This is a genomic window from Candidatus Allofournierella excrementavium (assembly GCF_048526665.1).
Classification (GTDB): domain Bacteria; phylum Bacillota; class Clostridia; order Oscillospirales; family Ruminococcaceae; genus Allofournierella_A; species Allofournierella_A excrementavium.
Window position 1 is genome coordinate 13,273 of sequence record NZ_DBGFPE010000005.1, and the last position, 22,462, is coordinate 35,734.

24 protein-coding genes and 1 other annotated feature are annotated in these 22,462 nt (G+C 58.9%); of the genes, 9 read left to right on the plus strand and 15 right to left on the minus strand.

Features of this window, described 5'->3' with window-relative positions; all coding sequences use genetic code 11:
• Positions 1 to 19 precede the first annotated feature (19 nt).
• Positions 20 to 1,474, plus strand: coding sequence for a nicotinate phosphoribosyltransferase (locus tag ACMI1Q_RS00920; RefSeq protein ID WP_330058672.1), 1,455 nt, complete (start codon positions 20 to 22; stop codon positions 1,472 to 1,474).
• 52 nt (positions 1,475 to 1,526) lie between these two features.
• A complete protein-coding gene (locus ACMI1Q_RS00925) occupies positions 1,527 to 1,934 on the plus strand; it encodes a putative ABC transporter permease (protein WP_419502488.1) in 408 nt (135 codons plus the stop codon).
• Between the two features lie 686 nt (positions 1,935 to 2,620).
• Here ACMI1Q_RS00925 and ACMI1Q_RS00930 read toward each other — a convergent pair.
• The 8 genes from ACMI1Q_RS00930 to rpmG form a co-directional block, all read right to left on the minus strand.
• A complete protein-coding gene (locus tag ACMI1Q_RS00930; RefSeq protein WP_419502489.1) occupies positions 2,621 to 4,306 on the minus strand; it encodes an alpha-glucosidase in 1,686 nt (561 codons plus the stop codon).
• A 400-nt stretch (positions 4,307 to 4,706) separates the two neighbouring features.
• Positions 4,707 to 5,078: a 50S ribosomal protein L7/L12 gene (gene rplL, locus ACMI1Q_RS00935; RefSeq protein WP_330058675.1), complete on the minus strand. Its 372-nt coding sequence runs from the start codon at positions 5,076 to 5,078 to the stop codon at positions 4,707 to 4,709.
• Between the two features lie 79 nt (positions 5,079 to 5,157).
• Positions 5,158 to 5,667, minus strand: coding sequence for a 50S ribosomal protein L10 (rplJ, locus tag ACMI1Q_RS00940; protein WP_330058676.1), 510 nt, complete (start codon positions 5,665 to 5,667; stop codon positions 5,158 to 5,160).
• Between the two features lie 37 nt (positions 5,668 to 5,704).
• Positions 5,705 to 5,857 (minus strand) — a sequence feature (ribosomal protein L10 leader region).
• Positions 5,858 to 5,959: 102 nt separating this feature from the next.
• Entirely contained in the window at positions 5,960 to 6,655 is a 696-nt protein-coding gene (gene rplA, locus ACMI1Q_RS00945; protein ID WP_418441368.1) for a 50S ribosomal protein L1, read from the minus strand.
• Between the two features lie 62 nt (positions 6,656 to 6,717).
• Positions 6,718 to 7,143 carry a 50S ribosomal protein L11 gene (gene rplK, locus ACMI1Q_RS00950; protein WP_177522311.1) on the minus strand — a complete coding sequence of 142 codons (426 nt, stop codon included), beginning with the start codon at positions 7,141 to 7,143 and terminating at the stop codon, positions 6,718 to 6,720.
• Positions 7,144 to 7,286: 143 nt separating this feature from the next.
• On the minus strand, positions 7,287 to 7,808 hold the full coding sequence (gene nusG, locus ACMI1Q_RS00955; protein ID WP_330058947.1) for a transcription termination/antitermination protein NusG: 522 nt from the start codon (positions 7,806 to 7,808) through the stop codon (positions 7,287 to 7,289).
• Positions 7,809 to 7,841: 33 nt separating this feature from the next.
• Positions 7,842 to 8,093, minus strand: coding sequence for a preprotein translocase subunit SecE (gene secE / locus ACMI1Q_RS00960; RefSeq protein WP_419502490.1), 252 nt, complete (start codon positions 8,091 to 8,093; stop codon positions 7,842 to 7,844).
• Positions 8,094 to 8,108: 15 nt separating this feature from the next.
• Entirely contained in the window at positions 8,109 to 8,258 is a 150-nt protein-coding gene (gene rpmG / locus ACMI1Q_RS00965) for a 50S ribosomal protein L33 (protein ID WP_177522308.1), read from the minus strand.
• 284 nt (positions 8,259 to 8,542) lie between these two features.
• Between rpmG and ACMI1Q_RS00970 the strand changes: the two genes are divergently transcribed.
• The 4 genes from ACMI1Q_RS00970 (at position 8,543) to ACMI1Q_RS00985 (ending at position 11,488) form a co-directional block, all read left to right on the plus strand.
• Positions 8,543 to 9,613: a D-alanine--D-alanine ligase family protein gene (locus ACMI1Q_RS00970; RefSeq protein WP_419502491.1), complete on the plus strand. Its 1,071-nt coding sequence runs from the start codon at positions 8,543 to 8,545 to the stop codon at positions 9,611 to 9,613.
• Between the two features lie 3 nt (positions 9,614 to 9,616).
• Positions 9,617 to 10,429: a glutamate racemase gene (gene murI, locus ACMI1Q_RS00975; protein ID WP_419502492.1), complete on the plus strand. Its 813-nt coding sequence runs from the start codon at positions 9,617 to 9,619 to the stop codon at positions 10,427 to 10,429.
• Between the two features lie 39 nt (positions 10,430 to 10,468).
• Positions 10,469 to 10,909 (plus strand): DUF1934 domain-containing protein, encoded by a 441-nt coding sequence (locus tag ACMI1Q_RS00980; protein ID WP_177522305.1) that lies wholly within the window; start codon positions 10,469 to 10,471, stop codon positions 10,907 to 10,909.
• 153 nt (positions 10,910 to 11,062) lie between these two features.
• Positions 11,063 to 11,488: a hypothetical protein gene (locus ACMI1Q_RS00985; RefSeq protein WP_419502493.1), complete on the plus strand. Its 426-nt coding sequence runs from the start codon at positions 11,063 to 11,065 to the stop codon at positions 11,486 to 11,488.
• A gap of 902 nt (positions 11,489 to 12,390) precedes the next feature.
• Here ACMI1Q_RS00985 and ACMI1Q_RS00990 read toward each other — a convergent pair.
• The 7 genes from ACMI1Q_RS00990 to ACMI1Q_RS01020 form a co-directional block, all read right to left on the minus strand.
• Positions 12,391 to 12,633, minus strand: a complete 243-nt coding sequence (locus ACMI1Q_RS00990) for a hypothetical protein (RefSeq protein WP_419502494.1) — start codon at positions 12,631 to 12,633, stop codon at positions 12,391 to 12,393.
• Positions 12,634 to 12,758: 125 nt separating this feature from the next.
• Positions 12,759 to 13,022, minus strand: coding sequence for an AbrB/MazE/SpoVT family DNA-binding domain-containing protein (locus ACMI1Q_RS00995; protein WP_419502495.1), 264 nt, complete (start codon positions 13,020 to 13,022; stop codon positions 12,759 to 12,761).
• Between the two features lie 95 nt (positions 13,023 to 13,117).
• Positions 13,118 to 14,695, minus strand: a complete 1,578-nt coding sequence (locus ACMI1Q_RS01000) for a DUF4368 domain-containing protein (protein WP_419502612.1) — start codon at positions 14,693 to 14,695, stop codon at positions 13,118 to 13,120.
• A gap of 159 nt (positions 14,696 to 14,854) precedes the next feature.
• A complete protein-coding gene (locus ACMI1Q_RS01005) occupies positions 14,855 to 15,181 on the minus strand; it encodes a hypothetical protein (RefSeq protein ID WP_419502496.1) in 327 nt (108 codons plus the stop codon).
• 17 nt (positions 15,182 to 15,198) lie between these two features.
• Positions 15,199 to 16,485: a plasmid recombination protein gene (locus ACMI1Q_RS01010; RefSeq protein ID WP_418856085.1), complete on the minus strand. Its 1,287-nt coding sequence runs from the start codon at positions 16,483 to 16,485 to the stop codon at positions 15,199 to 15,201.
• 437 nt (positions 16,486 to 16,922) lie between these two features.
• The gene (locus ACMI1Q_RS01015; protein ID WP_418856093.1) at positions 16,923 to 18,305 is read right to left on the minus strand and encodes a DNA primase family protein; all 1,383 of its coding nucleotides are present in this window, start codon (positions 18,303 to 18,305) and stop codon (positions 16,923 to 16,925) included.
• Positions 18,283 to 18,903 carry a CHC2 zinc finger domain-containing protein gene (locus ACMI1Q_RS01020; RefSeq protein ID WP_418856087.1) on the minus strand — a complete coding sequence of 207 codons (621 nt, stop codon included), beginning with the start codon at positions 18,901 to 18,903 and terminating at the stop codon, positions 18,283 to 18,285. Before ACMI1Q_RS01020 ends, ACMI1Q_RS01015 begins: the two co-directional genes overlap by 23 nt.
• A gap of 326 nt (positions 18,904 to 19,229) precedes the next feature.
• On the opposite strand from ACMI1Q_RS01020, the gene ACMI1Q_RS01025 reads away from it, so the two are divergent.
• The 3 genes from ACMI1Q_RS01025 to ACMI1Q_RS01035 are packed head-to-tail and all read left to right on the plus strand — an operon-like array spanning position 19,230 to position 22,414.
• Positions 19,230 to 20,090, plus strand: coding sequence for a sigma-70 family RNA polymerase sigma factor (locus ACMI1Q_RS01025; protein ID WP_418856089.1), 861 nt, complete (start codon positions 19,230 to 19,232; stop codon positions 20,088 to 20,090).
• 55 nt (positions 20,091 to 20,145) lie between these two features.
• The gene (locus tag ACMI1Q_RS01030; RefSeq protein ID WP_195560518.1) at positions 20,146 to 21,066 is read left to right on the plus strand and encodes a hypothetical protein; all 921 of its coding nucleotides are present in this window, start codon (positions 20,146 to 20,148) and stop codon (positions 21,064 to 21,066) included.
• Positions 21,059 to 22,414, plus strand: coding sequence for an ATP-binding protein (locus ACMI1Q_RS01035; RefSeq protein ID WP_195560519.1), 1,356 nt, complete (start codon positions 21,059 to 21,061; stop codon positions 22,412 to 22,414). Before ACMI1Q_RS01030 ends, ACMI1Q_RS01035 begins: the two co-directional genes overlap by 8 nt.
• The last annotated feature ends 48 nt before the right edge of the window (positions 22,415 to 22,462 follow it).

A 22,462-nucleotide genomic window follows, 5' to 3' on the forward strand; every position in this document is an offset into this window, starting at 1 on the left:
ATCGAGGGGGCTAAGGCTTATGCTGGATGTGAAACGCAATCTCACCACCATCATGGACTTCTATGAACTGACCATGGCGGCGGGCTATCTGGAAGAGGGCTTTGAGGACAAGATAAGCGTCTTCGACATGTTCTTCCGCAAGATCCCCGACGGCGGCGGCTACGCCATCATGGCCGGGCTGGACACCTTCATCGAGGCGGTGGAGAACCTCAAGTTCACCGACCAGGACATCGAGTATCTGGCCGCCACCGGCGTGTTCAACGAAAAGTTTTTGAACTATCTGCGCAACTTCACCCTGCACTGCAACATCTGGGCCATCCCCGAGGGCACGCCCATCTTCCCCCAGGAGCCCATCGTCACGGTGGAGGGCCCCTCCATCGAGTGCCAGCTGCTGGAAACGCTGCTGCTGGTCACCTTCAACCACCAGTGTCTGGTGGCCACCAAGTCCAACCGCATCGTGCGCAGCGCGCAGGGCCGCCCTGTGATGGAGTTCGGCGCCCGCCGCGCCCAGGGGTATGACGCCGCGGTCTACGGCGCCCGCGCCGCCTACATCGGCGGCTGTGCCTCCACCAGCTGCGTCATGGCCGCCCGGGACTTCGGCATCCCCGCCAGCGGCACCATGGCCCACAGCTGGGTGCAGATGTTTGACAGCGAGTACGAGGCCTTTGCCACCTACGCCCGGCTTTATCCCGACGGCTGCGTGCTGCTGGTGGATACTTACAACGTGACCAAGAGCGGCGTGCCCAACGCCATCAAGGTGTTCGACGAAGTCTTGAAGCCCCTGGGCAAGCGGCCCAAGGGAATCCGCATCGACTCCGGCGACATCGCTTATCTTTCCAAGAAGGCCCGCAAGATGCTGGACGAGGCCGGCTATGAGGACTGCCCCATCTGCGCTTCCAACAGCCTGGACGAGTACATCGTGCGGGACCTCATCCTGCAGGAGGCGAAGATCGACAGCTTCGGCATCGGCGAGAACCTCATCACCGCCAAGAGCGACCCGGTGTTCGGCGGGGTCTACAAGCTGGCCGCCGTGAAGGAAGGGGACAGCTATATCCCCAAGATCAAGGTCAGCGAGAGCGTGGAGAAGATCACCCTGCCCTGCCTCAAGAAGGTCTGGCGCATCTACGACAACTACACCCGCAAGGCCATGGCGGACTATGTGGCGGTGTACGACGAAGAGGTGGGCGAGCACGAGGAGCTCACCCTCTTCGACCCCAACCAGACCTGGAAGCAGCGCACCTACAAAAACTGCACGGTGAAGTGCCTTACCACTCCCATTTACAAGGAGGGCAAGCTGGTGTATGACCGGCCCACCGTGACCGAGATCCGCACCGCCTGCGCCGAGCAGGTGGAGAACCTGTGGGAGGAGATGCGCCGCTTCGAGTACCCCCACCGGTATTATGTGGACTATTCCCGCAAATTGTGGGAGTGCCGCCAGGAACTTCTCACCCAGATCTCCCGTATGGGCCAGTAAACTCACATAAAAACGCATCACCCGGGGAACACTGTTCCCCGGGTGATTTTATATGATAGAGAAAAGCGCGCTGTTTTGTCTGGGGGCGCTGGGCTACGGCTGCATCGAGCTGGCCTGGCGCGGGCGCACCCACTGGACCATGCTGCTGGCGGGAGGGCTTTGCATGCTGGCCCTCTGGGCGCTGAACGAGCGCCTGGGCCGCTGGCCGCTGCTGGCCCGCTGCGCCGCCGGCGCGCTGGTCATCACCGGCGTGGAGCTGGCCTTCGGCGTGGTCTGCAACCTGGCTTTGGGCTGGCGCGTGTGGGACTACTCCCTGCTCTGGGGCAATCTCTGGGGCCAGATATGCCCCCTCTACTCCAGCCTGTGGTTTTTGCTGTGCATCCCCATCTTCGGCAGCCTGAGCCTCTGCCGCGCCCGCCTGGACGCCCCTGCGGCCCCCGGCGGCGGTCAGAAAGGGTAAAGGCCTGCCCGTCCGCTTCGCCGCGCAGAGCGGCGCCAGGGCAGCGCTCCGGCCCGTCTCTCCCGGTCTGCGGTCCGCTGAAAGTCGAGAAAGCCGCGGCACTACGCGGCGGCGGGCAGGGACGCGGCCACCCCGCATCAAAACTACCCGGACCCCAGCGCCGCCCGAACAAAGAGGCGGCCAGCTTTCATCCAAGTGCTTCGCCCGGCCCATCCCCACCGCACGCGGCGTCCCGGACACTTTTCAGGACAAAGAAAAGTGTCCGTTCCGATGCGCACTACGTGGGGAGGACCGGGTTTCGCCTCGGCTCGGCGCGGCGGCGGGCAGGGACGCGGCCACCCCGCATCAAAACTACCCGGACCCCAGCGCCGCCCGGACAAAGAGACGGCCAGCTTTCATCCAAGCGCTTCGCCCGGTCCATCCCCACCGCACGCTGCGTCCCGGACACTTTTCAGGACAAAGAAAAGTGTCCGTTCCGATGCGCACTACGTGGGGAGGACCGGGTTCTGCCTCGGCTCGCTGCGGCGGCGGGCAGGGACGCGCGGCCACCCCGCACGAAACTGCCCGTGTCCCTTCGCCGCCCGGGCAATGGCAACAGCCCGCCGTCAGAAAAAACTTCGCCCGGCCCTTCCCCGGCGCACACTGCGCGGGGGAGGACCGGGCTTTGTTTCTGCGTTTCAGTTCTCTTATGCCAGCTCCACCACGGCCGCCTGCCAGGGGGCCAGGGTCAGGATGCCGCCCGCCAGACCGGGCGCGCCGTCCGAGCACAGCAGCACTTCCTTTGCCGCGCCGGGCAGTTCCACCTGCTGGGCTTCGCCGCTCAGGTTGGAGGCGATGAGCAGCCTGCGCCCGCCGCCGGCGCGCACGAAGGCCGCAAGGCCCGCCTGCTCCTGATGCACCGGCTCAAATCCCCCCCACACCAGTGCTTCTTTATACTTATCGTTTTTGCGAAGGCGAATCAACGATTTGTAAAACTCCAGCACCGAGCCTTCCACGCCCTGCTGGGCCGCCGCGTTCACCCGGGCATAGTTCGGGTTCACCGGCAGCCAGGGCGTTCCGGCGGTGAAGCCGGCGGCGTGTTCCGCCGACCACTGCACCGGGGTGCGGGCGTTGTCCCGGCTCCAGCGGGCGACCCGGGCCAGCGCCTCACCGGGGGCGAGGCCCGCCGCCAGCGCGGCGTCGTATTCGCCGTGGGTGTTCACGTCGTCCACCGCGTCGATGGAAGAGAACACCGTGTTGGTCATGCCGATCTCCTGCCCCTGATAGAGGAAGGGCAGGCCCGGCAGCAGCATCTGCACCGCTGCCAGCGCCTTCTGGGCCCTGGGGTCGTTTGCGGCCTCCTCGGGCAGGTAGCGGCTGGCGCCCCGGGGCTCGTCGTGGTTCTCGATGATGTTGCTCAAAAAGCCCACGCCCGCGGCCCGCAGGGCGCTGTCGAAACAGCAGTCCCGGTAGTTGTCCGGGCCGGGCTTTTTCGCGTCGTACCAGCCCTTGGGGCTGCCGCCCCAGCAGGCGGCGGCAAAGTCGAACATGCTGGAGAAAAAGCCTCCCTGCCCGATGAACAGGGCCAGTTCGGCGGGGTCGGTGTCGAACACCTCGCCCACGGTGAAGGCGTTGTGGGGGGCAAAGGCCTCGTCCCGCAGCTGGCCGAGATAGGCGTGCAGCCGCTGCCGGGAGACCGGGTCCGCCAGCATCTTGCGGCAGTCCGCCAGGCCGTCCGGCCGGTCGGGGGCGAAGTCCTCGAACCGCTCCGGCTTGCCGATGTTCACGATGGCGTCCACCCGGAAGCCCGCCACGCCCTTGTCCAGCCACCAGTTCACCATCTCCACCACCTCGCGGCGCACCACGGGGTTCTCCCAGTCCAGGTCGGGCTGCTTTTTGCAGAACAGGTGCAGGTAGTAAAGGTCCTCCCGGCCGGGCACCGGGCTCCACACACTGCCGCCGAAGTAGCCGCGCCAGTTGGTGGGCGGCGCGCCGTTTTTGCCCTTGCGGAAGTAGAAATACTTCCCGTAGGGGCCTTCCGGGTCGGCCAGCGCCTTTTGGAACCAGGGGTGCTCGTCGGAGCAGTGGTTCACCACCAGGTCCATCACCACATACATGCCCCGGCGCCTGGTCTCCGCCAGCAGGCGCTCCATGTCCTCCATGGTGCCGAAGCGGGGGTCGATGCCCCGGTAGTCGGCGATGTCGTAGCCCTCGTCCGCCAGCGGGTTTTTGTACACCGGCGAGAGCCAGAGGATGTCCGCCCCCAGCTCCTTGAGATAGTCCAGCCGGTCGATGATGCCGGGGATGTCTCCCACACCGTCGCCGTTTGAATCCTTGAAGCTTTTGGGCCAGATCTGATAGCAGACCTTGTCCTGCCACCACTGCCGTTCCATGGCTGTTCCTCCCTTGCGGATGATTTTTCCCGCCTCATTATAGCATTTCTGCGCCCGCTTTCAAGGGAATCGGGCGTTTCCGGGAAAAGGAGACAGAGGCCCTCCGGGCCGGTCCGGCGTTTTGCATACGGAACGCTGCCGGTTTTTCCTTGTCCGGGCGGCGCGGGGCGGGCGGTTTTGCGCAGGGCGGACCGCCTCCCGCCGCCGCACGCGGCGCATCGAACGTTGGCCCCAAGCCGGGCGGAGATTCGCCAGCGGGGCGGCAGTGCCGGGGATTGCCCGGTTTTCCGCAGGCAGACAGGCCGGGCAAAAAGCCATGCGCCCCGCCTCGCGCACAAAAAAAGCCGCCGCACCCGGGTGGGTGCGGCGGTTTTGCAGATGCTCAAAGTAAGGAAAGAACTTACTTCAGTTCCACCTTGGCGCCAGCCTCTTCCAGCTTCTTCTTCATCTCGTCGGCGTCGGCCTTGGAAGCAGCCTCCTTCAGGGTCTTGGGAGCGTTGTCGACCAGGTCCTTCGCTTCCTTCAGGCCCAGACCGGTGATCTCCTTCACGGTCTTGATAACGGCCATCTTGTTGGCGCCGACCTCAGCCAGCACAACGTCGAACTCGGTCTTCTCCTCAGCAGCGGGAGCAGCAGCAGCGGCAGCGGGAGCGGCAGCGGCCACGGCGGAAACGCCGAACTCCTCGCAGTAGGTGTCGATGAGCTCTTTCAGCTCCAGAACGCTCAGCTCTTTGACAGCGTCAATGATCTTGGTGATTTTCTCAGAAGCCATTGTATTTACCTCCAATGTAGTTTTATTTTTGTTGCGGGCTGCGCCTTATGCGCAGGCCCCGTAGGGTGCCGCGAAACGATCAGGCGGCGGGTTCTTCGCTCTTGTCCACATAAGCCTGCATGGCCACGGCCAGACCGCTGAGGGTGCTGGTGAGGGCGCCGGCGAACATGGAGAGCATGCCTTCCAGGCCGGGGAGCTTTGCGATCTCCTCCACGGAGGCCTTCTCCATCAGCTTGCCGTCCATATAACCGGCCTTGACGGAGAACTTGTCCTTGGAAGCGTCAGCAAACTTGCACAGGATGCGGGCGGCGGCGATGCGGTCCTCCTTGGCGATGGCCAGGGCGGTGGTGCCTTCCAGCACGTCGTTCATGCCTTCCAGCTCGGTGCCGCTGATGGCGAGACGCAGCATGGTGTTCTTCACAACGAAGTACTCCACGCCAGCCTCACGCAGCTCCTTGCGCAGCTTGGTGTCGTCGGCCACGTTGATGCCTTTGTAGTCCACGACCACGCCGGCAACGGAATTGGCGATCTTCTCTTTCAGCTCGGCAACATAGGCCTGCTTGGCAGTCAAAATCTTCTCACTGGGCATTTCGGTTTCACCTCGTTTCAAGCGATAACATTCTTTCGTTCGCGATAAAAAAGCCCTTTTCCCGCCATGGCGAGAAAAGGGCATAAACATGCACAGTTACAGTGTTATGCGCGTTTCTCGGCAGGCGGGCGAAAGCCCTTTACGCTATGCATTGAGCACCTGCTGTCTTAAAAACAGCATTATTATTATACCATGAGGCGGGGCGTTGTCAAGCTTATTTTTCAAAAAAGCCCAAAACGCCCGAAAAAGGCCGGGGCGAAAACGCCCCGGCACTTTGCAGCGGGTTTTAAGTTCAGCCGCCGAACTTGGCGCCGTTCAGCTTGATGCCGGGGCCCATGGTGGTGGCCACGGTGGCGCTCTTGATATACTGGCCCTTGGCAGCGGCGGGCTTGGCCTTCACGATGGCGTCCATCACAACGCGCAGGTTGTCGCCCAGCTTCTCGGGGCCAAAGCTGGCCTTGCCCACGGGAACATGGATGATGTTCTGCTTGTCCAGACGGTACTCGATCTTACCGGCCTTGGCTTCGGTAACAGCCTTGCCGATGTCGGGGGTCACGGTGCCGGCCTTGGGGTTGGGCATCAGGCCGCGGGGGCCCAGGATCTTACCCAGACGGCCGACCTGGCCCATCATGTCCGGGGTGGTGACCAGAACGTCGAAGTCGACAAAGCCTTCGTTCTGGATCTTGGCGATCAGGTCGGCGTCGCCCACCATCATCGCGCCCGCTTCCTCAGCGGCCTTGGCGGCGTCGCCCTTGCAGATGGCGATGACGCGCACGTTCTTGCCGGTGCCGTGAGGCAGCACAACGGCGCCGCGGACCTGCTGGTCGGCGTGGCGGCTGTCAACGCCCAGGCGCACATGCAGCTCAACGGTCTCGTCGAACTTGGCCTTGGCGGTCTGGCAGCAGAGGTTCAGGGCCTCGTCGGCCTCGTAGAGCTTGGTGCGGTCGATCAGCTTGGCGCTGTCGACGTAGTGTTTACCGTGTTTCATAACTTTATCCTCCTGTGTGGTCTATCGGATCAATTTCCTCCCACGAATTCAGCCGGGGCAGATCACTCGGTGACGGTGACGCCCATGCTGCGGCAGGTGCCGGCGATCATGCTGATCGCGCTCTCCAGGTTGGCGGCGTTCAGGTCGGGCATCTTGGTCTTGGCGATCTCTTCCAGCTGAGCCTTGGTGATGGTGGCCACCTTGGTCTTGTTGGGAACGCCGGAACCGCTCTCGATGCCGCAGGCCTTCTTGATCAGGACCGGAGCCGGAGGGGTCTTGGTGATAAAGCTGAAGGAACGGTCGGCATACACGGTGATGACCACCGGGATGATGTAGCCCATGTCCTTCTGGGTGCGCTCATTGAATTCCTTGGTGAACGCCATGATGTTCACGCCGTGCTGGCCAAGCGCGGGGCCGACAGGGGGGGCCGGAGTCGCTTTGCCGGCCGGGATCTGCAACTTGATGTAACCAGTTACTTTTTGCGCCATTTTAATGCACCTCCAAAATTTGTGGTAAGATAGCGGGCCGAAAACCTCGGCCCTCCCACGGGCGCGGAGAATGCCGCACCCTATAAAAACCGCACTTGGCGGCTCTTACCGATGTTTTGCCCGCCGCGCGGGCACGTTCGTTCTTACAGGGGTTTCGCCTGGCCCAGTTCCAGTTCGGCGGGAGTTTCGCGCCCGAACATGGAGACCTTGACCTTCACCTTCTGGGCCTGCAGGTCGATCTCGTCCACCACGCCCACGAAGCCCTCCAGAGGGCCCCCGGTGATCTGGACGTTGTCGCCCACCGCATAGTCCAGCGTGAGCTCGGCCTTGGTGTTCATGCCCAGCTTCTCCGCTTCCTCGTCGCTCAGGGGTTCAGGCTTGGACGAGGGGCCGACGAATCCGGTCACGCCGCGGCAGTTGCGCACGATGTACCAGCTCTCGTCGGTCATGACCATCTTCACCAGCACATAGCCGGGGAACAGTTTGCGCTCCACCAGCCGTTCCTTGCCGTCCTTCAGTTCGGGAACCATCTCCACCGGCACTTTGACCTCCTGGATGAGGTCCTGCAGGCGGCGGTTTTCCACGATGGTCTCAAGGTTGGTGGCCACTTTGTTTTCGTAGCCGGAATAGGTGTGCACCACATACCACAGTGCCTGTTCTGCCATTCGTGTTCGCTCCCCTCGTTTTGTGCTTGCGTGTTACAGGCCCCGGGCCAGCGCCAGCAGGGCGTCGCGGCCAAAGCCGAAGAGCAGGTCCAGAGCAAGCACCACGACGGCGGCGATGATGACCACCACGATGACCACGATGGTGTTGTTGATGATCTGCTTCTTGCCGGGCCACACGACCTTCTTCATCTCGCTCGCGGTGTCGCGGAAGAATTTGCCGATGCCCTTGAACCAGTTCTTGACCTTCGAGAAGAAGCCGGGTTTCTTGCTGCTAGTCTCAGCCATGATGCTCCGCCTTTCTTACTTGGTCTCGCGATGGACAGTATGCTTTCTGCAGAAACGGCAATACTTCTTCATCTCGAGGCGGTCGGGGCTGTTCTTCTTGTTCTTCTTGGTGTTGTAGTTGCGCTGTTTGCACTCCGTGCAGGCAAGGGTGATTTTCACTCGCATTTGTCTTCGGCACCTCCAATTAACGGTTTGTTTAGCCTCCCTGACAGTTGCAGGCCGCACCCGAAAAATGGGCACAAAAAAATAAACCTGCAAAAGAGGTGATACCATCATATCACACCGGGGCCTGCCCGTCAAGAGAAAAATCCCTTTAAAATGCGAAAAAAAGCGGCGGCGGGGCGGGTGCGGGCAGTAGCGCGCCGGGCATTTTTATGGTATTATTAGAATACTTATGGGCATATGCCCCAAAGGGGCCCATTTTGCCCGAAGAGAGAAGGATAAAAACGATGAAAAAACTGACTGTCGCGCTGCTGTTCGGCGGCGTTTCCAGCGAGCATGACGTGAGCTGCATGTCGGCAAAGACCTTTGCCGACGGCCTGGACGAGGCCCGCTACGATGTGTACAAGATCGGCATCACCAAGGACGGCCGCTGGTTTTACTATCCCGGCCCCTCCGACAAGATGCCCGAGGACCAGTGGCTGAACTGCCCGGGAAATATCCCCTGCCTCATCAGCCCGGACCGGGCCTGCCACGGCATGCTGCTCTTTGAGGAGGGCGGCGTGCGCACGGTGCGGCTGGACGCGGCCATCCCGGTGCTCCACGGCAAAAACGGCGAGGACGGCACCATCCAGGGCCTGTTCGAGCTGGCGGGCATCCCCTACGTGGGCTGCGGCGTGCTGGCCAGCGCCGCCTGCATGGACAAGGCGGTGGCCAACATCCTGTTCGACGCGGCGGGCGTGCCCCACTGCCGCTGGGACTGGAGCGACCGCGCCGGCTGCGACGACTTCGACGCGCTGGCCGACCGGCTGGAAAAGAAGCTGGGCTGGCCCATCTTCGTGAAACCCGCCAACGCGGGCAGCAGCGTGGGCATCAGCAAGGCGGAGGACCGGGCGGCTCTGAAAGCCGCTGTGGCCACCGCCCTGGCCGAGGACGACAAGGTGGTCTTTGAGCGCTTTGTGAAAGGCCAGGAGGTGGAGTGCGCGGTGATCGGCAACCGCTGCGCCGTGAGCACCCGCCCCGGCGAGATCCTGGCCAGCGAGGAGTTTTATACTTACGACGACAAGTACGTGCTGGGCACCAGCCGCACCCTCATCCCCGCCCGCCTGCCGGAGGAAAAGCTGGACGAGGTGCGCTCTCTGGCGGAAAAGGCCTACGCCGCTTTGGGCTGCGAGGGCCTGGCCCGGTGCGACTTCTTTGTGGAACAGGACGGCAACGTGCTCATCAACGAGATCAACACCATGCCCGGCTTCACCATCATCAGCATGTATCCCAAGCTGATGGAGGCGGCGGGCAAGCCCCTGGGCGCGCTGCTGGACGAACTGGTGGAGCTGGCGCTGGCGCGCGCGGAGGGCAAGTGAGCCATGGATGAGCGTGCCATCGGCGTGTTCGACTCCGGCGCGGGCGGCCTCACCGCGGTGCGGCAGCTGCGGCAGCTTCTGCCCGGCGAGAAGATCGTCTACTTCGGCGACACCGGCCGCGTGCCCTACGGCACCCGCAGCCCGTCGGCCATCTTTCAGTACGCGAAGCAGGACATCGCGTTCCTGCTCTCGAAAAACGTCAAGTTCCTGCTGGCGGCCTGCGGCACGGTGAGCAGCATCCTGCCCGCCGACTACACCGCCGCTCTGCCCGTGCCCTTTGCCGGCGTGGTGGACGCGGCCAGCGCCGCGGCGGCCGCCGCCACCAAAAACGGGCGCATCGGCGTCATCGGCACCAGCGCCACCATCCGCAGCGGCAGCTACGAGAAGCGGCTGCACAACGCCGACGGGGGCTTTCAGGTGTTTGCCAAGGCCTGCCCCATGTTCGTGCCGCTGGTGGAGAACGGCTATGTGGCCCCGGACGACCCCGTCACCGCCGCCATCGCGCGGCAGTATCTGGAACCGCTGCGCGGGGAAGGGGTGGACACCCTCATCCTGGGCTGCACCCACTACCCCCTCATCGCCCCGGCCATCGCCAAGGTGATGGGCCCGGAGGTGACCCTCATCGACGCGGGGCGGGAGGGCGCGCTGCTGGCCCGCCGCCGCCTTTCCGAGCTGGACCTGCTGGCCCCCGAGGGCAGCGAGGGGGGCGCGGAGTATTTCGTGAGCGACGAGCCCGCGGGCTTTGAGCCCTTCATCCGGCTGTTCGTGGGCGCAAACGACGGCCCCGTGACCCGGGTGGCCATCGACAACTACTGACCGGGGCCGCGGGCCCCGCATCCAAAGGAGGAGAAGCCCATGAACGAGGACTTCCTGATCCGCATCGACGGGCGCATGGAACAGGGCGACGAGTCGGACTCGGTGCAGCTGATGACCCGTGGCAGCTTTGTGCGCCGGGGCGGCAGCTTTTTCATCAGCTACAAGGAGTCGGAGACCACCGGCTACGAGGGCTGCACCACCACCGTGAAGGTGGCGAAGGACGAGAGCAAGGTCTCCATGACCCGCTTCGGCCCGGCGGCGGGGCAGCTGGTGGTGGAAAAAGGCATCCGCCACCTGTGCCACTACGACACCGGCTACGGCGCCATGACCCTGGGCGTGGCGGCGGACGAGATCCACAGCCGCCTCACCGACGAGGGGGGCGAGGTGGAGTTCAGCTACACCCTGGACGCCGACCAGAACACCATCCTCAGCCGCAATCTGGTGAAGATCAGCGTCAAGCGCACCGGGCCGCTGACCTGACCGCCTTATATATTGTAATTATAAAGGGCCCTGCCGGCGGCAGGGCCCCCTTTTTTGCCAAATTTTGCCGAAAGGGGTGTGCAAAGGCCGTTCCGTCTGATATAGTTAAGGTGTGAAGTATCCGACACGCCGAAAGAAACGGAGGACGGAACCATGAAAGCGCTGAAAGGTCTTGTGCCCTATTTCCTCATCGCCGCCCTGATGTGGGTGATGTGGCTGTGCAATATCAACGCCAACCGCCTGATCTTCATCAGCGACGGGCTCTATCTGGCCGCGTTTTACCTTGTCCCCCTGCTGCCGCTGCTCATGGGGGTCATCGCGGGGCGGTGTATGCGTCTGCCGGATCTCTACCCCGCGTGGCGCGCGGTGCTGGACGGGGCGCTGGCCCTCGTGATGTTCCTGCTGGGACACAGCGGGCTGACCGTCTACCTCTTCGGCCTGCCCAGCAAGCTGGGGATGATGGCGGCCTCTGTTGCCGACGGCGGCCTGCGGGTGCCGCTGATGCTGTTCAGCGGCCTTCTGCTGGGGCGGCTCACCCTGCTGCCCCGCCGCCGTGCGAAAGACACCGCGCCGGAATAACAGAAAAAGCGCCGCCTGCTCATCCAAGGGCAGGCGGCGCTTTATACACTCCAACATTTACATCATAGCACAAATTTCCGGCCCTTTCAAGGCAACAATCGAACAAATTTTGCACCATAAGTCTATGCACCATGTCAATATACAAACGATTTGGGGTATGATATAGTATAGACACACCAAGGAGAGAACACCAAGGTCTAGAAACCGGCGGGTAGGAAACGAAGAAACGTGGCCCCCGGGAAGGAAAGGAGCGCAGGACCATCATGGTAAAAGAAGAACCCAAGCAGTTTGGGCAGGGTGGGTCCTGCCGCTGACGATCCAGATCGCTCACAACACCAAAAGATGCTTTCTTTTCAAGAGGACCAGAGACAAGAGCGGTTTATCTGGCACACGATCGTTCAAATAGCGTACAGAGCCCACGACCTGCCGGCATGAATTTTTAGATAGATGAAGTAGTGAACAACGAATCGACGCGCTTAGAAAAGCGCAAAAAACATTCGAACTTCCAAAGCTTCCATCCGTTTAAAAACTCATTACCCGCGGGCGTTTTTTCTATATGAAAAGCGGCCTGCACGTCCAATTATAGACAGCCTTGAAACGTCCGCCGTGAAAGTGCGGATGTCTCATACACACACCGGTGTGAGAAGGGTCTGTAAAAAGACGCCAATTCAAAAACACGGAGGTTTCAACTCCAATGTACTAGCCATGAAAGGGAACGTCCCCTTTTGAAACGCACGAAGAACGAAAGCGGATACAACAGCGCGCGAAATGGCAAGATCGAGCCGCGAGCGTCCAGGTAAGGCAAAGCAGGAAGGTTTTCAATGGGGCCGATGGGCCGCGTGAGAACATGCTTTGAGGAATGGAACAGCAAGCGGCGGGAAACCAAGTTCCGAGTTTTGTTTTCAAACACCAAAAGATCGAAAGGCGCGGTTGACAGCAAGTTTTGATCCAATGGCATCCGAACAGGACCCCGATTTTATCCACAAGGCAAACTGATAAAACGCCTTTCGAAACAACGTTGCATCAAAACCCAAGAGAGGGATACCCCAATGTGGTAACATCGTTTGCTCCAAGCTGATGTGCAGGCGATGTGAAGCTACAAAGCCTGCATAAAAGAATTTCCAGATAGAAAGCGCGATGAACATGAAAAAGTTTCTGTTTGAACGTTTGAAATCCAGGAAATGAGAGGGCAGACCAATGTACTGAATCGTTTCCCGGGGCGCCGTGTCCGGCGCCCCGGTTTTTTTGTGCCCTTTTGAAGCGAGCCCCCTCAGTGCTCGTCCCCGTCCAGGAAAGGCTTCACCAGCCGCTCAAAAATGACGCTCTCCCGCATCAGCGCCAGCCCCTGCGTTTCATCCCCCAGCACCAGCAGCCGGTCGCCGGGGTCGATGCCGAAAATTTTGCGGGCCGCGGCGGGCAGAACGATCTGCCCTTTCTCCCCCACGGTGACCACCCCGAAGATATGCTTGCCCCGGGGCGGCGGGCTCAGGCCCTCCACCGTGCTCTCGTAATTCACCAGATCGTCCAGCGTCACCCCGAACACCTCCGCCAGGGCGGCGGCCCGCTCCAGGTCCGGCGCGGACTCGCCGGTTTCCCCAACTTAAAGAGATAAATGGTTAATTTGCGTTTTTACTCCACTTTGCCGATAAAACGGTAGTAGATTTCGATCTCCTGGGTGCGGGTGTTGCTTTCGTCTTTCACAGCTTCATGGACGACGATCTTCTCGATCAAGGCATTCAGCAGTTCGGCAGTCAGTTCCGTGGGATTTACGTACTGCTTGATCAGGTTCACCCATTTTTCGGCATCCACGGCGCTCTGCTGTTCTGCGGCAAGGTCAGCGTTCAGCCTTTCAATCTTTTCCGCCAGCTCCTGCTGCTCGGTCTGATACCGCTGGGACAGCATATTGAAGTTGTACTCGGTGATGCGCCCAGCGGCCCAATCTTCGTACATCTTGGCAAACAGGCGGTCCAGTTCGGCTTTGCGCTTCTCGGCCCTGTTCAGCTCCGCCGCCTGCTTTTTCTGGCTGGCCGTGCGTTCCCGGTCACCGGCTTTCAGCAGCTTTTGCAGCAGGCGTCCCTCATCCATCTGTGCCTGGTAAGACCAATATTGAATCCGTGCCAGAACGTAGGTGTAAAGGACATCGTAGCGGATATAGTGCATGGTGCAGTGACCGGTGCCCTGGCCGTAGTTGCTGCAATGGTAGTGTCCATAGGGCTTTTTGTTCTGCTTGTTCATGCCAAACGCCAGCGACCAGCCGCAGTCTGCACACTTCACCAGCCCGGAAAAGATTTGTGTCGTACCGTCTTTCTGCTTGCGGCGGCGCGTCTCAATCAGCTCCTGCACCCGGTCAAAGACGTCCTTACTGACAAGGGCTTCATGGGTATTTTCCACACGAACCCATTCCTCTTTCGGCTTGCGGACCTTTTTCTTGTTCTTATAGGAGATATTGGTCTGCTTGTTGTGGATGCTGTTGCCAATATAGGTTTCATCTTTCAGAATGCTTTTGACCTGCGCAATCGTCCAGGCATAGGCCTTTTCCTCCGGCGCACCCGCGTAAATGTTGGCGAAGGTGCCGTACCTCTTGTAGTTCAGCCAACCGGCGGTGGGCACTTTTTCCGCGATCAAAATGCGGGTGATCTTGGCTGCGCCAGCGCCATGAACGGCCAAATCGAAGATTTTCTCTACGATCCAGCGGGTTTCTTCGTCCGGTGTCAGCGTGTTCTTGATCTCCGGGTGGCGCTTGTAACCCAGCGGCGCATAGGCAAAAATGCGTTCTCCCTTTTCAAATTTCGCATGGAGTGCGCTCTTTACCTTGCGGCTGGTGTCCTTGGCAAACCACTCGTTGAACAGATTCTTGAACGGCACGAACTCAGACAGGCCCTTTTCGGTGTCCTCATTCTCGGCAATGGCGATATAGCGGACCTGTTTCTCCGGGAACACAAACTCCAGATAATAATCCATCATCACGTGTTCACGTCCAAACCGACTGAGGTCTTTGGTTACGATGCAGTTGACTTTTCCCGCTTCCACATCGCTCATCATCCGCTGGAAGCTGGGGCGGTCAAAATTGGTGCCGCTCCATCCGTCGTCCACGTACTCGCCATAGACGCGCAAGCCGTTCTCGGCGGCAAACTTTTGCAGGATGGTGCGTTGGGTCTCAATGCTGACGCTGTCGCCGAAATTTTCATCATCGCGGCTCAGGCGCATATACAAAGCGGTGCTGTAGATTTTGGTTTTCGTATTGTTCGGTTGTTTCACTGTAATATCCTCCTTTGCGTCGAAACAACCCACGCTTACAATACTTCTACGTCTATTATACTGTAAGCGCGGGCGCGATTCAACGATCAATCATTGCTCTTTGTCTGCTTAAACAGCATTCAAAAAGGCCGGGGCGCTGCTGTCCCGGCCCGCATGGTGGCGAACGGCGTCTTCCACCAGCTCGTCCATCTGCTTGCCTCCATCCGCAAAATGCTCAGAGATTTTGATGCAGAGATTCCCGCAGTAGAAATATTCCGTGCCATCCGGCCCCACGACATAAAACGATGTGTTTTCCAAGGTCGGTTTCGGCCCCTCATACTGCTTGCTCCATTCTTCCAGGAGTTCTGCCGGCGGCTCGAAAACTGGGTCAAAGCAGGATTCAATGTCGATATAGCCATAGTCGGGTTCATTCATAAAATCTTCGTGTTTTCTCATGCGGTTTCCTCCATCAATTAAAGTTCCATATCCTGCCCGCGGCGGCGGGAAGGCTGCTCATGCTGTCTTGTTTGCGGGGTGTGGGTCAAAATGGCCACAAGAAAAGCCCGCACCCTCTCCGGCGCGAGCTTCACGGCGTCCAGATAGGGCTGGACGCTCTTTTTTAGTTCCTGATATTTTTCGCTCAGCGATTCATACCGCTTTTTCCAAATTGCGGCGCTTTTTTGGGCGGAAGCCAGCCGCTCCTGCAACCTGCCGTTGTCCGCCTTGACGGTAATGCTATTGACAGCGTAGGATTTTAATGTGTCGCACTCCTGCGGCGTCAGCGAAATGTTTCCGGTAATGGGATTTTTCTTGCCCATTGTCTGAATTTCCTCTGTGGTCAGGGCGACCGTGCGCTGCTCTTTGGTCTGGCTTTGAAGGGATTTCAGCTCCTTCGCCTTTTTCTGCGCGGCCACCTCAGTGGCGCTCAGCGTTTGCTCCGCCTGGGCCACCTGGGCGGTCACAGCCTCCAACCGCTGCTGCTCCGCCTGTACCTTGAACTGGGTCACGGTCAGATGCTCTTCGGTGCTGCCACGCTCGCCGCGCTCCACATCAGTATACCCGGCGGCGCGCATGCAATGGAAGAAATCGTCTTGCAGCACACTGTAGGACTTTTTCAAGACGGGCTTTCCGTTTTTCTGCAAGACCGGGTTTCCATCGGCGTCGAGGGCGGGCTTGGACATCCATTTCTTGCTCCGGCTGACCTGCATGACGGTCTCCTTCACCGTGCCGACCAGAGACTTGTCCTTGCAGCGTTTGCTCCAGAGGATCTGTTTCTCCACCACCGGCACATAGACCACATGGAGGTGGTAGTGGTACACCTCCTGGCCCAGCGCCTCCGACATGGCCCGGTTGATCTCGTCGGCGTGCATCACAGCGGAGAGAATATACTGCTCCCCGCCCACGATCTTTACGGCGGCCTTGTAGGCATCGGCGTAAAACTGCCTGGCAAATTCATAGCCGCCGTGGTTGTGGAAGTAGGCGGAGTTCACATCAAAAATCAGCTCGCCAAAGTGGATGGCGTCTGGTTTCAGACCGCGGGTGGAGATGATTTTGTCCTGTTCCATCTGCCGGAACATCTCCGTGTAGCTGGCGGTGGGGGCTTTGAAGTGGATATTGAGCGGGGTGCGTTCCGGGAGAATATCGGGGTTGCGGTAGCTGTCTTTTTCCCGTTCGTTGTGTTTTTGGGTGTTGCCGATGTCCTTGTCCGGGACATCCACATTTCTGGCGCTGGTACGGTCGATTCCGTCGTTTCTTGCCATAAAATCAACTCCTTTCGTTGGGGCGTGGACGGTCGCGGGACGGGGGATGCACTTCCTGCGGGAAGTGTAATAACCCACTATAACACTTTCATCCCGGAGGGCTGCAAAGTGCCGTGGGCTCTCCGAGGGGGAGTTGCGTCCACTGCGGTGGCCGCCGCTGGATATGAAAAATCCACCCCCGCTGCTTTTACATATTCAGCACAAAGGGCTGCTCTCCTGTGCCGGAGCGCAGCCCTTTGGTGTCAGCGATCACGCGGAGGCCTTCGCTGACGGCCCATCACAAGCAGCGCGCTGCTTGCGATGGGGACGAGAGTCACGGTTTGGCGCGGCGCTGCCATACAATGTCGTACCCCAGGGCATCGGCCAGCTGCACAGTTCGGTGTAATTGGATACTGCAAGAGAATGGGGCGAACCGCTGCGTACGTACGTACAGCGGCTCAGCCCTGCAATCCTTCCGGCTTGTCCTTCGGTACGTACGTACGCAGCGAATCACCGGAAAACACCGACATATTCGGATGCACCAGCGCCTCGATCCCGAAAAATCCCCGCACCCGGCGACCGGCGGCGTTGGTCACATTGTTGCAGTATTCGAGATTGTACTTGCCTTGGCTGGCGATCACGGCATCGCTGAAGCTGCGGGGCTTTAGCGCAGTTAAGCCGTTTTCAGCGCAGAAAATTTGGTACACTTCATACAGTTCCTTGGAGCTGATGGTTGCATCCGCTTTCAGCCGGATATAGCCCTCGGATTCCAGAAAATCGAACACATTGTTGTTGTCCCGCTTGACGGATTCCCGGTTTTCTCTGGTGCGCTGGCTCTCGGTGAACTTGAAGTTGTTTGCCACCAGCCGCTGCAATCCGGCAAAGGCCCAGAGAAAGATGCCCTCGATCTCTGTTTTCATCTTCTCGGCAATGTCGGGGTCGTCCACACGATTTACCGGCTTCTCCTTCGTGGTTAGAACGAGCTGCCGCCGGTAAAAGCCGTCGCTGTGGTCAAAGAGGGCCTGCAAGTCGCCGTTGCTGAACGCCAGCAAGCGGGAAGACATCCACCCCTGGTAGCTCTGTTTGCCTTTGCGCTCCAAATCCATCTTGCCCTGTGCGGTGACGATGGATTTGACATAGTTTGTCTGGCGCAGCGCCTCCATTCGCATATCGTCATCGACACACAGCAGAATGTGTTCCAGGTCAGCGCGGGCGAAACGGTTTTCGGAGATTTTGCCGATGCTGCCGTCCTTCATGTTGCTGCCGAACAGGGCCGACAGCACCGCGCCGATCTGGCTCTTTCCTTCGCCGCCGCTGCCTTTGATGACCATCATCCGCTGACCTTTGTTGCTGGGGATCAGGCAGTAGCCGATATATTCCTGCAAAGTGGGAATGTCCTCCGGGTAAAGAAGTCCATCCAAAAAAGCCAGCCAGCGGGTCGGTGTGGTGGCTTCGGGATTGTAGGCTACTGGCAGGCGGTTGCGAACGATCTCCGGCTTGCCCTCTATGAAGTTGCCGTCAATGAACAGTGTCCCGTTCGCCAGATGGATGCGGTCTGTCTCCGGCGGAAAATCCTCCACCAGCGCCGCCAGCTTCATCAGCTCCACAATGTTGCTGATCTTACGCGGAATATTGCTCACCGCGCAGCAACGCAGTTCGTCAAAGATTTCGCTGCGCAGCGGCAAGTCGTTGGTCACTCGACCGTCAGGTGTGAAAAAAGCCCCGTTTGTGTAGATGATTTTGTGTCTGCTGAGGAAATCATCACAAAACAGGGCTTCGTTGATATGCTTGCCGTCAAACCAGATGGGCTGGTTGACCTCACGCGATTGCTCGTTCTTCATCACGGTGGCATACCTCCTTTTCCAGACATTTGAGCCGCTGTTCCAGCACGGTGATGTCGCCATCCTCCAGCAGCGTGTCCACCGCCTTCACACGTTGTTCTAATTCTGCATACATGAGAACGTCCAACAAGTGATTTACATACTCGATCATCTGACACGCCTCCACAAAGCGGTTGTCCAGGTCGTCCTCCGGTGATTGCGGGGCGTATTCGACCTTCCAGCGTTCCAACAGGCGCAGATAATCACACAGCACCCGCTGGCAGTACATTTCGTCATCCCGGAAGGCCCGCGCCAGCGGATAGGGCTTTTTCAGCGCCATCGCTGCCGGGGGCTTGTCCGGGTCGATGCCGAAGTCATAGGCCAACTTCTTTGCGGCCTCGTAGCTGCTCAGGCCAAACAGCCGCGCCACAAAGTCTATCACATCGCCGGTGGCCCCGCAGCCGAAGCAATAGAAGTAATCTCTGTTCAGCTTCATGCTGGGATGTCGGTCATCGTGGAAGGGGCAGCAGATCATATCGCCCCGGTTGACCTTGCAGCCGTAGTGTTTGGCGGCTTGCTTTATTGTAACGGATGCTTTTACAAGTTCAAACAGATCCATCTTGTTCTCCTCCTTATCGATTGTCCGGCCAATATGCCGCGTCAAAAAAGATGCCCTTCGTTTCTGCCATTGAACCTCTCTTTCTTGCGCCTTCGGCACAGACGTTGTATAATGTGAACAGTTCCGTTTTGTGTAACTGCTAGAGCGCACAGCTACTTGCGGTGAATTATCATGGCGCGGTTCCTCCTTTCTCTTGCCTGTCAGCAATTTTGTAACCCGTTTATTTATTGCTTGGGTTACTTCCTCTACTAATAGGAGAAAAAGTGGGTGCAAAGCGGAACCGTTTTCGCAGAAGAACAAAATTGTTTTTTGAGGGAGGCGAGGTCATGGCGCTGATACTGGACGATGACAGCCTGCTGGATGCGGCGGATGGCTTCGCCGGGTGGGACGATGCGCTGGCAGACGATACACTGGCGCAGGAGCTGGAACAGGAACGCGCCGTAGAGCTGGAAAGCGAACTGGAGCAAGACGAACACCACATCGACTACGACGCTGAACTGGAAAACGCGGAGGAAGAAGCCGCGCGCACCAGCGCAAAGCGGCTGAAACGGGAGCTGCGGGCCGAGGCGCTGCGCCGTTTGGAGGATGCCGCCCGGACAGCAGAAGACTTCGCCGTTGTGGTGGAGGAATGGAACAAGCTCGACCGCAACCGGGAGCGCCGGGAACGGGATCACGAAAACCTGCGCGGTGATGTGCCGCTGGAGTATCAAGCGGTGTCGGAGCCGAAGATCATACCGCGCTGGCTGAACAATCCGGCGGTACGGCAGCTGTCCAGCGGCAACTTTCTGGACATTCTCTTTGACTGCCCGTATGAGATGCACCAGCTGACCGCCAATGCGTTTCTGTCCCAGATGATCGAGGAACTGAGCGAGGATCACAAGGAGATTCTCTATTTTCTCTCGATTCGGTTGTACAGCACCGCCCAGCTGGCGCAGATGCGCGGCCAGTCTGACCGCAACATCCGCAAGGTGCGCAACACCATCCGAAAAAAACTGCAAAAGAAGCTGCATGCCCATCTATGCCAGATGCAGGACAAGGGCAAAAGCCTGACGCTGCGGGAGCGGCAGTTTCTGGAGGAATATGCCGCGCTGCTGGGTGCAAAAGGCAAAGACGCCGTGATACGCCGGGAAAACAAGACCAAACGGCGCAAGAAAAAAGCCGCCCTTGACGGCGGCAAAGACGGCTGATAGAATGGTAATATGGTTAATACAGATACGGGTTACATTGTATAGGGGTGAGGCCATGAAAAATCTGTTTGAGCAGTCGCACTCCCATTGGGTGCGATATGACCGCTATGAGCTGAAAACTGCCGCCGATGGGAAGCGGTACATCACACCGGCCAAAGGTGCGAAGCCCGATGTGTATAATCCCATGAACGAGATGCCCGGCATGGTGCTGGACGCCCTCAATGTCGGTATGTTGATGATGGGCCGCAGGACGGACGTTGACGTGGAAACGGAAATTTTGAATTTTGTCACAAAGTATGGCCTGCTGGGGTTGATGACGGCGCTGCCCACCACGCCGTCCTTCATGGACTATGAAGCGGTCTATCTGCCGAAGAACCACTTCATCAAGGCGGAGACGATGGAAACGGAGGATTACCTGGCGTTGTTCTATCCCTTTGACAAGCTGGATGTGGTGAAAAAGGGTGTGAAATCCGACTGGACGGTTTCCGGCGACCGCGCGATGATCGCGCTGACCATGACCTTTGCCGACGAGCCGATGGCGAAAACTATGAGCTTCCAGCGGGAGTACGCGGAACCCTATGACTGGGTGGCACAACAGTTCAAGGACTGGGCCTTCACGTTGACGACCTCCATTTTGTACTACCACGACTACGATTCCATCGACGAGGGAACCCGGAACCTGTACCGCAAGGCGATGGCGGTCTTTGGCGGGATCGCGCCCAGCTACCACATCGAGCTGCTGGAAAAGCCGACGATCTACTGGGACTTCCACTCACTTTTGCTGGGCATCCAGATGATGTTCAGCTTCATGTTGGTGGACGATGCAAGGCCGCTGCGGCTGTGCAAGCACTGTCAGAAAGTGTTTATGAGCAATCGAACGAACGCCGCGTTTTGCAGCGCACGGTGCAAGAACCAGTATAATGTCTATAAGAGCCGGGGAAAACATAAAGAACAGGACGGTGACGAAAATGCCTGAGAGCCAGAACACGGAATGGAAAAGCAGATGGAAAGACGAATATCTTGAATGGATTTGCGGCTACGCCAATGCGCAGGGCGGGAAAATTTATATCGGCTGCGATGACGAGGGAAACGTCGTTGGCTTGCCCAATGCCCGCAAGCTGCTGGAGGATATTCCCAATAAAATCCGGGACGCGATGGGTATTATTGTCGGCGTCAACCTGTTGGACAAGGATGGTAAGGAATATATCGAGATTGACGTACCGCCGTATCCTATCGGTATCTCCTGCAAAGGCGTCTACTACTACCGCAGCGGCAGCACCAGGCAGATTTTGACCGGCCCGGCGCTGGAAGCCTTTCTCATGCGCAAGCGGGGCGCGACCTGGGACAATTTACCGCTCCCGGCTTTTTCGATGAATGATGTGGACGATGAAGTTGTTGCCCACTTCAAGCAATGGGCCGCCAAAAAAGGACGCATTGACCAAAGCGTGTTGGATGAACCCAAAGATGCGCTGATGGAAAAGCTGCACCTGATGAACGGCCCGTACCTGACCAATGCGGCCATGCTGCTGTTCAGCAAAGACCCGGAGAAATGGCAACTGGGCGCATATGTGAAAATCGGCTACTTTGAAACGGACGCCGACTTGCTGTATCAGGATGAGATACACGGCTCTATTCTGGAACAGATCGACAAGATCGTAGAGCTGGTGTACCTCAAGTACATGAAGGGCAAAATCACGTATGAGGGGATGCAGCGGATCGAGCGCTACTTTGTGCCGGAGGAAGCCCTGCGGGAAGCCTTGCTGAACGCCCTGTGCCACAAGCAGTATCAATCCGGCGTGCCTATCCAGATCAGCGTGTATGAAGATAAGCTGTATATTGCAAACTGCGGATGCCTGCCGGAAAACTGGACGCTCGAAAACCTGATGAGCAAGCACGCTTCCAGCCCCTACAACCCCAACATTGCCCATGTGTTCTATCTGGCAGGCTTTATTGAGAGCTGGGGACGTGGCATTGAAAAAATCTGCTCTGCCTGTGAAAAGGACGGCGTGCCGCAGCCGGAATATACCATCAATCCCGGCGACATTATGATCAAATTCACCGCGCCGGAAGATCGGGTCATCCGTTCTGTTACCGGTAGGGTGACAGAAAAGGTAACAGATAAAGTGACAGATACCTTGGACGAAACATCGCTCAAAATCTTGAATCTTCTTGCAGTTGACCCGGCTTACACAACGACTTTTCTTTCTGAAAACCTGTCCTTGAGCCGGAAAACCGTATCGCTAAGATTGAAAATGCTCAAAGAGAACGGCTTAATCGAGCGTGTTGGTTCCGACCGCAAAGGATACTGGAAATTACTCAAATAAAACAAAGTGCCCTCGCGGCAGGCTGATAAGGCTTGCTGCGAGGGCATC